The sequence below is a fragment of the Verrucosispora sp. SN26_14.1 genome (assembly GCF_004307965.1).
Lineage (GTDB): Bacteria > Actinomycetota > Actinomycetes > Mycobacteriales > Micromonosporaceae > Micromonospora.
In genome coordinates, this window is the sequence record NZ_SISL01000186.1 from 1 (window position 1) to 10,990 (window position 10,990).

Sequence of the window (10,990 nt, forward strand, 5' to 3'; positions counted from 1 at the left end):
GCCTTCGTCGGCAGCGTCCGCTGTGTATAAGAGACAGGTACGCGCCGACCACCGACCCGTCCGCCACCGGGTGGCACCCGGCCACGCTCGTGCCTCGCCGCGCCGCACGTGGCCCCGCTCGCGCCTGACGGGCTCGTCGGCGTCCCAGCTCGCGCCCCACGGCAGGTACGCGCCTCCGCTCGCGCCTCGAAGTGTGCTCCCCGGCCCCTTTCGAGCTGACGGCACAGACGGATCAGCGGCACCGATCGACCTCGGCGTGGGACCGCACCGTCGACATCCGGGCCGCTACCTTCGGTTCGTGACGTGGACCGAACCTGCTGTCTGGTACGCCCAGATTCCATCGCTGCTCCAACTGACCCAGTCGAGAGCTAACGGTTGCAGCCCGAGGACATATCCTTGATTAGCCCTCCCGCATCCGCCCACACACACCTGGCTAACGCCTCCGAGGTGCTGGTTGTGTGGAATGGCTGACCTCCATCGTCAATCACCAACGTGCCGACCCTACCTTGCGATGACCAGTCCAATTCAATTCGCCAATCGATGTCATATTTTGACACCACAGCCGATATGATAAAGCTCTCGGCTTCGTCGATCGCAACCTGATAGGGGAACTTTGCTGGGTCTAAGCGAACATCCGGCTCTCCACTGATGCTGCCCGTCGTCTTCGAGGTTACGGTCGGCGGACTTCGGTCGAGATTCGCCTCCAGGTAGCGGTACTCGAACGGCTCGCCGCAGAGAATATCCACCTCGGTGCCACGGACCGGCGAACGTCGTGGCACTAACGCCACTACCCGCACTCGGTCGATAACCACCCTTGCCTGCGAATTGCCCTGGACCGTCAGCATCACCTCATGGCGATTGACACGGATACCTCCTTGCTGCCTCGCCCATGCTGGCCAATCGATATAGTCCCCCGAGGAGGATGGTTCTGCGATGTGATCGGGGCCGCCAGGCACAATCCACCCTTCTCGACAGTATTCATCCGACTGTTGAACGGCAACCGTTAAAGGAGCCTGCGCGTCGGGCGAACGCTCAACTTCTTCCACCCCCTTGAGCGCGCTGACTGGATCCCCCTCGCTGCCACTCCCCAACAAAGAGGGAATTGCCGCAGCAACAATCACAGCTACCGCAGAAACCACTGCCGCCGCCACAGTTCCGAAAGTGGCGAGTCTGGCAACTCGCCGCCCCTCCGATGGTTGACGCACACCACGAGAACGCTTCGCCTGTGTAGACTTTACCCGAGACAACGAATACCTCTCAATTTAACGTCACCACTCCTTGCACATGGCCAACCGGACAGGATCGATTACACAGCGTTCTACTGGACCGCTATCCCACCACCCCGCAGCCCACGTCTGGGACCGTAGGGCAATCGGCCCACGAGTTCGAATGACACAAAGAAGTGACAGTGTGCAGCAATGACCTGACCTCAACAGCGACACTGTCAAATAGTCGACTTACTTGGATGCATCCTCCACTTTCAAAGCGGCCCACCCAATGTGGCAGGTCGACCTGAATATCGCGACCCATGGTTCGACAGGACTACCAACACGTTCTGCCGCTGTTCAGATCGCCTCGGCCACTGCCCGTTTCCGCTGGTAGTTCGACATGTCGCGCTGCACGTGCCATCCCCCTCGTGCTTAGCAGCACCCGGTGTGCCACATCGGCAGTGTCACTTGCTGCGACCTGTCCGCGAGGTTGGCCATCATCAGGCAGCCGCCTTGCCGTATCACCCGGAACCGGCGACCATGTCATGTCGATGCGCGTGCCGATCAAACTCCTCAGCAAACTCCGCCTTCGCAACGGTCAACCGCGCGGTTGACCGCGAGAGCGTCTTGGAGTATCGCCACGATGCTCAGCGGGTGCACACCTGGCTCGGCGGCCGTGATCGTGGCGGCGTGGGTGTTCGACACGCCGGGCGGGAAGCAGCTGCACTGCCACGACAAGGGCGCACCTGCGACGGTGGGTGCCCGGTGCCACCGGCGGGCAACGGGCAGCGGCAGCGGTGGGGCCGGTCGTAGACTCCGCGGACCGCGCCGCATCGGGGAGGATGTTCCATGGCGAGCACCAAAGGTCGGGTCCTGATCCTGGTGACCGTGACGGTCGTGGTGGCGGTGGTGGCGAGTCTGAGCGCGTGGGTCACCGGACGGGCGTTGAACACGGACGACATCGTCACGTCGGCACCCGTGCGATTCGACCCGAGTCAGCAGATTATGCGCCTCGGCTATCTGCCCGGCCCCGTGGAAACAGCCGAATACACCACCGGGCCAGAGTTTCATCGCCTCGACATCCACGGATCATTCGACGACGCGCCGAGCACCGAGGAGGAAGACGCTTCCTCATTCGACCCCGACTGGTCGATCGAGCTCCGGATGGCAGCGCGGGGTGTCGATATCCGCAGTGTCGTTCCGTACGACGAGGACTCGGGCGAGGTGCCCGTTCGTGGCGAACGCCTCCAGGTGCACGGACGTCCCGCCTTCCAGGCCACCTTCGACTCCAGCCGGGTGCTGACCTGGGAGTACGCACCGGACGCGTGGATGCACATGATGCTGTACGCGAAGAGCGCGGAGGACCGCCGGGATGAGATCGCGCGTCGGGTGGCCGAGGGCGTTCGCCTGGAAGCCACGCCACGGGTCCTGCCGATCCGGGTGAAGGGCCTGCCCGACGGCGCCGTGCTCGAAAAGACGCGGCTGTACTGGAAGGCGGACGGACACATCTCGTACTCCGCCGACTACCTGGTGGGGCAGGTCGAGGAGGACCAGCCGGATTCGCGGCCTGTGGTTCGGGTCGGGGTCAGCACGGAGAAGCTGGCCCGCGCCAGGCACCTCGACCGAGTCACCGTGGCAGGCCGGTCCGCCACGGTGTCTGAGAGTCGGAGAAAGGCGGGCACCATGGGTATCTACCGGGTGGCGCAACTGCCCGGTCGATGCGCCGACTGCGTGGCGGAGGTGTGGATCGAGCCGTACGCGTCTGCCGTGATGGGGGACCGGGACGACGCGCTGAAGCTGGCGGCCTCGATCCGGCTGGTGGAGGGCCACGAGGATCCCGCCCGGTGGCGCTTCTGGTAGTCGGCGACAGACCCCCGTGGGCGAGGACGACCGGCCGGTCAGAGTGCCACGATCGCTGCCGTCTCCGCCGGTAGCTCGATGCGGTCGCGTTGCACGGTGACGCCCTCCCCGGTGGCCAGCAGTACCCGGCGGGCCACCCCGGGCAGCGTCACGCGCTGCGGCTTGTCCGCGAGGTTCGCGGCCACCAGGCAGCCGCCACGCCGCATCACCAGGAACCGGTCGCCGTGACGGACGTCGATGGCGAACAGGTGCGGGTCGGACAGTTCGGGGCGGGACTTGCGCAGCGCGATCAGTCGGCGGTGGAACTCGTACATCTGGCGGTGTTCGGGTTTGTCCAGCTCGGCCCAGTCCAGCCGGGAGCGGACGAAGGTCTGCCGGTCCTGCGGGTCGGGCACGTCGCCGGGCGGCCAGCCGTGGGCGGCGAACTCGCTGCGGCGGCCGGTCACCACGGCGGTGGCCAGTTCGGGCTCCGGGTGCGACGTGAAGTACTGCCAGGGCGTCGACGCCGCCCACTCCTCCCCCATGAACAGCATCGGCGTGAAGGGTGCGGTCATCAGGAGCGTCGCGCCGACGCGCAGCAGTGCCGGGGAGAGCGTCGCCGAGAGGCGGTCGCCAAGCGCGCGGTTGCCGATCTGGTCGTGGTTCTGGAGGTACGCGACGAAGCGGTGGCCGGGGGTACGCGGGTCGACCGGGCGGCCGTGCTGGCGGTGGCGGAAGGTGGACCAGGTGCCGGTGTGGAAGAAGGCGCCGGTGAGCACCTCGGCGAGGCACTCCATGGTGCCGAAGTCGCCGTAGTAGCCCTGCCGTTCGCCGGTGAGCAGGGTGTGCAGGGCGTGGTGGGCGTCGTCGTTCCACTGGGCGTGCAGGCCGTAGCCGCCGGCCTCGCGGGGGCTGATCAGTCGGGGGTCGTTGAGGTCGGACTCGGCGATCAGGGAGAGCGGGCGGCCCAGGTGCACCGAGAGCGACTCGACCTCGACGGCGATCTCCTCCAGCAGGTGCACCGCGCGGGAGTCGGGCATCGCGTGCACGGCGTCCAGGCGCAGGCCGTCGACGTGGTAGTCGCGCAGCCACATCAGGATGCTGTCGGTGATGAAGCGGCGTACGCCGTCGGAGTGCGGGCCGTCCAGGTTGACCGCCTGGCCCCAGGGGGTGTCCCGCTCGCTGAGGTAGGGCGCGAACATCGGCGCGTAGGCCCCGGAGGGCCCGAAATGGTTGTAGACGACGTCGAGGATCACCCCCAGACCCTTGGCGTGGGCGGCGTCGACGAGCCGTTTCAGGCCGTCGGGGCCGCCGTACGGTTCGTGCGGGGCGAACCAGCAGGCGCCGTCGTACCCCCAGTTGTGTTCGCCGTTGAAGGCGTTGACCGGCAGCAGCTCGATCATGTCGACGCCGAGGTCGACGAGGTGGTCGAGCCGGCCGATCGCGGCGTCGAAGGTGCCTTCCGGGGTGAAGGTGCCGACGTGCAGTTCGTAGAGGACGCTGCCGGGCAGTTGGCGACCGGTCCAGCCACCGTCGGTCCAGTCGAACGCCGCGTGGTCGTAGCGGCGGCTCGGGCCGTGCACGCCGTCGGGCTGCCACCGCGAGCGAGGGTCGGGCAGCGCCTGGTCGTCGTCGTCGAGCAGGAACTGGTAGTCGTCGCCGGCGTCGGGCACCTCGACCCGCCACCAGCCGCCCCGGGAGGCGCGCATCTCGTGGTCGGCGGCGCCGGCCAGGCGCAACCGGACCCGGGACGCCTCCGGTGCCCAGACGGTGAACTCGGTCATGACGCCTTCCCGGAGCCATCGAGGGGGGCGAGCAGCGCGACGGGATAGGTGGCGAGCAGGTCGGCCAGACGGGCCTCACCGTCACTGTAGACCTGCCCGGTGAACTGGCACGACATCTCTTTAACGGGTAATGACAGGGTGGTGTCGCGCCAGCCGCCGCCCGCCGCCAGGCGCAACGGCAGCCGGGTGGCGACGGCGAGCGCACCGCCCCGATCGAAGGCGACCGCGTGCCGGGCGGCCGGGCCGTGCACGACGACCGGCTGGTAGTCGCCGAACAGCTCCGGGCGGTCGCGACGCAGCCGCAGGGTCCGGGACACCACGAGCAGCTTGGCCGCGCCGGTCTCGTCCACCGCCGGCTGCCAGCCGGCATCGAGCCGGGCCAGCAGGTCCCGGCGTACGGCGAAGTCGACCGGGCGGCGGTTGTCGGGGTCGACGAGGGAGTCGTCCCACAGCTCGGTGCCCTGGTAGGTGTCGGGCACGCCGGGCATGGCGAGCTGCACCAGCTTCTGCCCGAGCGAGTTGGACCAGCCGGGCGGGGTGATCTCGGCGGCGAACGCGGCGATCGAGGCGTGCACCGCAGGGTCGTCGTACATGGCGTCGACCAGGGCGTGCATCGCCTGCTCGAAGGCCGGGTCGGGGTCGGTCCAACCGGTCGAGGCGGCGGCCTCCCGGGCGGCCTTCTCGGCGTACGCGTGCATCCGCTCCCGCGCGATCGGCCAGGCGCCGACGACGGTCTGCCAGAGCAGGTGGGCCAGGGCGGCGTCGGGGAGCGGCACGGCGGAGGTCCAGGCGGTGACCTGCTCGGCCCAGCGGCGCGGCAGTTCGGCGAGGACGGCCAGGCGGGCGCGGACGTCCTCGCCGCGTTTGGTGTCGTGGGTCGAGAGCGTGGTCATGCTCGCCGGCCAGCGGTCGTGCCGGGCGGCGGCGAAGCGGTGGAACCGGCCGGGCAGGGTGCCGAAGTGGGCGGGGCTGCCGCCGACCTCGTTGAGCGCGACGAACCGGGTCCACCGGTAGTAGGCGGTGTCCTCGACGCCCTTGGCCATCACCGCGCCGGTGAACTGGGGGAAGCGGCGGGCCAGCTCGTCGTCGGGGTCACGCAGCCGCCGGGTGACCGCGTCCAGTGCGCCGGTCAGGTCGCTGCGACGGCGGCCGGCCTCGGCGCGGGCGTTGGCGAGGTGCCGTGCCCCGTCGGGCGGGTAGCCCCGGTAGACCGGGAACGCGGCGGCCAGTTCGGCCAGGGCGGCGCGGGCCGCGTCCGGCTCCACGTCGGGGGCGAGTGCGGCGAGTCGCGCCAGCTCGGTGGCGAGCAGTCGGGTGGCGGCACCGAGCTTCGTGTCGTGGGTCAGGTCGGCCCAGGAGGTGGCCCGCCCGACCAGCCGGGTGTCCAGGGCGGTGAAGTCGGCCTCGGCGTCGCTGTCGACGAAGAGCCCACCGACGGCGTTGAGGGCGTCGTAGCCGGTGGTGCCCTCCACCGGCCAGGAGGGCAGTTCCTCGCCGTACTCCAGGATCTTCTCCACCACCAGCCACGCGTCGGGGGCGGCCTCGCGCAGCCGGGCCAGGTAGCCGCCGGGGTCGCGCAGCCCGTCGGGGTGGTCGACCCGGATGCCGTCGACCTCACCGGCCGCCACCCAGGCCAGGATCAGCTCGTGGGTGGCGGCGAACACCTCCGGGTCCTCCACCCGCAGCCCGGCCAGGGAGGCGATCGAGAAGAACCGGCGGTACGTCAGCTCGGCGTCCCCGCGTCGCCAGGAGACCAGCTCGTAGTGCTGCCGGTCGTGCACCTCGCGGGGGCTGCCGTCGCCGGTGCCGTCGGCGATCGGGAAGCGGTGCTCGTGGTAGCGCAGCTCGCCGTCGGCGATCTTGAGGTCGGCCGGCGCCTCGGGGTCGTCGGCGAGCACCGGCAGCAGCAGCCGGTCGCGCGTCCAGTCGATGTCGAACCACTGGGCGTACGCCGAGTCGCGTCCCCGGCGCAGCACGTCCCACCAGGCCGGGTTGGCGGCCGGTACGGCGACTCCGGCGTGGTTGGGCACGATGTCCACGACCAGGCCGAGACCGGTCGCGCGCAGGGCCCGCAGCAGGCGCTGCCGGGCGGGCTCGCCGCCGAGTTCCGGGTTGACCCTGCGATGGTCGACGACGTCGTAACCGTGCGCGCTGCCCGGCGCGGCGGCCAGCAGCGGCGCGCTGTAGAGGTGGGTGACGCCGAGGTCGGCGAGATAGTCGGCGAGGCCGGCGGTGGCGTCCAGGTCGAAGCCCGGGCTCACCTGCACCCGGTAGGTCGCCCCGACGGGGGTCACGGTCATGGTCAGTCCACCCTCTCCAGCACCACCAGCGAGCGGTCCGGTACGCAGACCGAATCGCCGGTCTCCACGGTGGTGCCCTTGTCCTGGTCGGGTTCGGCGGTGCTGATCACGAGCTTCCAGCGCTGGCCGAACTCGGCCGGCGGCGGGGTGAAGTCCAGTGGCGCGTCGTGGGCGTTGAAGCAGAGCCAGAACGAGGCGTCGTGGTGGCGCTGGCCGTACTGGCCGCGTTCCCGGATGCCCTCGCCGTTGACGAACAGCGCCACCGAGCGGCCGAAGTCGTTGCCCCAGTCCTCGCCGGTCATCTCCCGCCCGTCCGGGGTGTACCAGGCCAGGTCGGGCAGGGGCTCGTCGACCCCGCGACCGTGCACCGGCAGGCCGGTGAAGAAGCGGCGGCGCTGGAACATCTGGTGCTGGCGCCGGAACTCGACCAGCCGGCGGGTGAAGTCGAGCAGGCCGGTGTCGATCGCGTCCCAGTCGATCCAGGCGATCTCGCTGTCCTGGCAGTAGGCGTTGTTGTTGCCCCGTTGGGTGCGACCCATCTCGTCGCCGTGGCCGATCATCGGTACGCCCTGGGACAGCAGCAGGGTGGCGATGAAGTTGCGCTGCTGCTTGGCGCGCAGGGCGCGTACGCCCGGGTCGTCGGTGTCGCCCTCGACGCCGCAGTTCCAGGAGCGGTTGTGGCTCTCGCCGTCGCGGTTCTCCTCGCCGTTGGCCTCGTTGTGCTTGTCGTTGTAGGAGACCAGGTCGGCCAGGGTGAAGCCGTCGTGGCAGGTGACGAAGTTGATGCTGTGGAAGGGGCGGCGTCCGTCGTCCTGGTAGAGGTCGGCGGAGCCGGAGATCCGGGAGGCGAACTCGGCGAGGGTGGCCGGCTCGCCGCGCCAGAAGTCGCGGACGGTGTCGCGGTACTTGCCGTTCCACTCGGTCCACTGCGGCGGGAAGTTGCCGACCTGGTAGCCGCCGGGGCCGACGTCCCACGGCTCGGCGATCAGCTTGACCCGGCTCACCACCGGGTCCTGCTGCACCACCTCGAAGAAGGTGGAGAGCCGGTCGACCTCGTAGAACTCGCGGGCCAGGGTGGCGGCCAGGTCGAACCGGAAACCGTCCACGTGCATCTCGGTGACCCAGTACCGCAGCGAATCCATGATCAGTTGCAGCGAGTGCGGGCTGCGGACGTTGAGGCTGTTGCCGGTGCCGGTGTAGTCGACGTAGTACTGCCGGTTCTCCTCCGACAGGCGGTAGTAGCTGGGATTGTCGACGCCCTTGAAGCTGAGCGTCGGGCCGAGGTGGTTGCCCTCGGCGGTGTGGTTGTAGACCACGTCGAGGATGACCTCGATGCCGGCCGCGTGCAGCGCCTTGACCATGCCCCGGAACTCCTGCACCTGCTGACCCAGGTGCCCCAGGGCCGAGTACGCGTGGTGCGGGGCGAAGAAGCCGATCGTGTTGTAGCCCCAGTAGTTGCGCAGCCCCAGGTCGGCCAGGCGGTGGTCGTTGACGAACTGGTGCACCGGCATCAGCTCGATGGCGGTGATGCCGAGCCGGGTCAGGTGCTCGATCATCGGCGGCGAGGCGATGCCCGCGTACGTGCCGCGCAACTCCTCGGGGATGCCGGGCAGCCGCATGGTCAGCCCGCGCACGTGCGCCTCGTAGATCACCGAGTGGTGGTACGGGATGCGGGGCGGGGCGTCGTTGCCCCAGTCGAAGTACGGGTTCACCACCACGGACTTGGGCATGAACGGCGCCGAGTCGGTGACGTTCATCCGGTCCGGGTCGCCGTGCTCGTAGTCGTAGACCGCCGGGTCCCACTGCACGTCCCCGTCGATCGCCTTGGCGTACGGGTCGATGAGCAGCTTGTGCGGGTTGCACCGCAGCCCGTTCGCGGGCTCGTACGGGCCGTGCACGCGGTAGCCGTACCGCTGGCCGGGTCCGATCCCCGGGATGTACGCGTGCCAGACGTACGCGTCCACCTCGCGCAGTTCCACCCGACGCTCGTGTCCGACGTCCCACTCGTCGAAGAGACACAGTTCGATCTTGTCCGCCACCTCGGAGAAGATCGCGAAGTTGGTGCCCATCCCGTCGTACGTGGCCCCGAGGGGATACCGCTCGCCCGGCCAGACCTGCATGTCGCTCCTTCGGCCACGTGTCACGAGCGCGCGCCCGCGCCCGGAAGCGCACCCGTCCGGGGGAGCCGGGCCGGTGCGCGCGGCGGTAATGCCCCGCACGGTCCGCCACCAATCCATCCGATCGGGTGAATGCGGGGTATCCGGCCGACTGAGGCGAGATGAACCCTTGTGGTGCCGTCCGTCACTGTGGCCGTCCTCAGGGTGCGGTATCCGCCATCATGCCGTTTCCTTGTTACCGGGCAAGTGTCCGTCCGCCGTCGGTCCCTGATCGAGGGCGTACGATTCGCGTGCTCCGATCCTCGCACCACCGGGTGCGCTCTCGCGTGCCCGAACCCCCGACGCTGTTCCCCCGCCGCCACCGACGCCGGCGCGTTCTCTGCTGCACGGACGGAGACTCTTGTGACGACCCTGCGGATCGGCGGGCGTACCGCCACCGCCACGGACCGAATCCACCGGCCCACCCTCACCTCGCGACCTCAGATCCCGGCCCAGCCCGGTCCGGCCACCCCGCCGCGCACCCACCGCATCCTGATGCTGTCGTGGGAGTTCCCGCCGGTGCTCGTGGGCGGTCTGGGCCGGCACGTGCACGCGCTCTCGGTGGCCCTGGTCGCCGCCGGCCACGAGGTCACCGTCGTCACACGTCACTGCGAGGGCGCTCCGCTGGAGGAGTACGTCGACGGCGTCCGGGTCGTCCGCGCCGCCGAGGACCCGGTGGCCTTCCCGCTGGCCACCGAGAGCCTGCTCGCCTGGACGATGGCGTTCAACCACACGCTGACCCGGGCCGCGCTGCGCGCCGCCTCCTCCGGCGGCTACGACGTCATCCACGCGCACGACTGGCTGGTCGCGCACGCCGCGATGACCCTGCGCGACCACCTGGACCTGCCGCTGGTCAGCACCATCCACGCCACCGAGGCGGGCCGGCACCAGGGCTGGCTGCCCGAGGAGATGAACCGCACCATCCACGGCGTCGAGCACTGGCTCAGCACCGAGTCGACCCGGGTGGTGGTCTGCTCCGGATACATGCGCGAGGAGGTCAGCGCCCTGTTCGGGGTGCCGACCGATCGCGTCGACGTGGTGCCGAACGGCGTGGAGCCGCATCGCTGGCGGGTGTCGGCCAGCGCGGTGGCGCAGGCCCGGGCCCGGTTCGCCGGGGACGGCCCGCTGGTCACCTTCGCCGGGCGGCTGGTCTACGAGAAGGGCGTGCAGCACCTGCTCGCCGGGCTGCCCAAGCTGCGCGAGCGGCACCCCGGGCTGCGCGCGGTGATCGTCGGCGACGGGCCGTACCGTGGCGAGTTGGAGGCCGACGTGCACCGGCTCGGTCTGGGCGGCATGGTCAGCCTGCCCGGCTTCCTCGGCGGCACCGACCTGCCGGCCGTGATGGCCGCCTCGGACTGCTTCGCGGTGCCCAGCATCTACGAGCCGTTCGGCATGGTGGCGTTGGAGGGCGCCGCCGCCGGTGCCCCGCTCGCGGTCGCCGAGACCGGTGGACTCGCCGAGATCGTCGAACCGGGCGTCACCGGCATGACGTTCCGGCCGCACGACCCGGACGCGCTGACCGACGCCGTGCACGCGGTGCTCTCCGACCGGGAACGCGCCCGGGCGCTGGCCCGTCGCGCCCGCGCCATGGTGCACGAGCAGTACGGCTGGGCCGCCATCGCCAGCCGCACCGGCTCGGCGTACGCGGCGGCCATCGCCCAGGCCCCGAACTGTCTCTTATTCACAACTCCGAGCCCACGAGA

General features: G+C 69.8%; 6 protein-coding genes. 2 read left to right on the forward strand and 4 right to left on the reverse strand.

Features of this window, described 5'->3' with window-relative positions; all coding sequences use genetic code 11:
- Positions 1–368 precede the first annotated feature (368 nt).
- The gene (locus EYA84_RS17375) at positions 369–1,151 is read right to left on the reverse strand and encodes a hypothetical protein (protein WP_131054111.1); all 783 of its coding nucleotides are present in this window, start codon (positions 1,149–1,151) and stop codon (positions 369–371) included.
- 945 nt (positions 1,152–2,096) lie between these two features.
- Here EYA84_RS17375 and EYA84_RS17380 point away from each other — a divergent pair.
- The gene (locus EYA84_RS17380; protein ID WP_131054112.1) at positions 2,097–3,068 is read left to right on the forward strand and encodes a hypothetical protein; all 972 of its coding nucleotides are present in this window, start codon (positions 2,097–2,099) and stop codon (positions 3,066–3,068) included.
- A gap of 38 nt (positions 3,069–3,106) precedes the next feature.
- Here EYA84_RS17380 and treZ read toward each other — a convergent pair whose 3' ends face one another.
- From treZ to glgX, 3 genes are read right to left on the reverse strand one after another with little or no spacing between them, the layout of a single operon-like run.
- Positions 3,107–4,831, reverse strand: a complete 1,725-nt coding sequence (gene treZ / locus EYA84_RS17385) for a malto-oligosyltrehalose trehalohydrolase (RefSeq protein ID WP_131054113.1) — start codon at positions 4,829–4,831, stop codon at positions 3,107–3,109.
- Positions 4,828–7,131 carry a malto-oligosyltrehalose synthase gene (gene treY / locus EYA84_RS17390; RefSeq protein WP_131054114.1) on the reverse strand — a complete coding sequence of 768 codons (2,304 nt, stop codon included), beginning with the start codon at positions 7,129–7,131 and terminating at the stop codon, positions 4,828–4,830. The genes treZ and treY overlap by 4 nt, the downstream gene beginning before the upstream one ends.
- A gap of 2 nt (positions 7,132–7,133) precedes the next feature.
- Positions 7,134–9,251 (reverse strand): glycogen debranching protein GlgX, encoded by a 2,118-nt coding sequence (glgX, locus tag EYA84_RS17395; protein WP_131054115.1) that lies wholly within the window; start codon positions 9,249–9,251, stop codon positions 7,134–7,136.
- Between the two features lie 399 nt (positions 9,252–9,650).
- Between glgX and EYA84_RS17405 the strand changes: the two genes are divergently transcribed.
- A partial coding sequence (locus tag EYA84_RS17405; RefSeq protein WP_131054117.1) for a glycosyltransferase family 4 protein occupies positions 9,651–10,990 on the forward strand: 1,340 nt, incomplete at its 3' end.

Coding starts and splice junctions, on each gene's coding strand:
- treZ (WP_131054113.1), bottom strand. CDS start 4,831: ATGACCGAGTTCACCGTCTGGGCACCGGAGGCGTCCCGGGTCCGGTTG.
- treY (WP_131054114.1), bottom strand. CDS start 7,131: ATGACCGTGACCCCCGTCGGGGCGACCTACCGGGTGCAGGTGAGCCCG.
- glgX (WP_131054115.1), bottom strand. CDS start 9,251: ATGCAGGTCTGGCCGGGCGAGCGGTATCCCCTCGGGGCCACGTACGAC.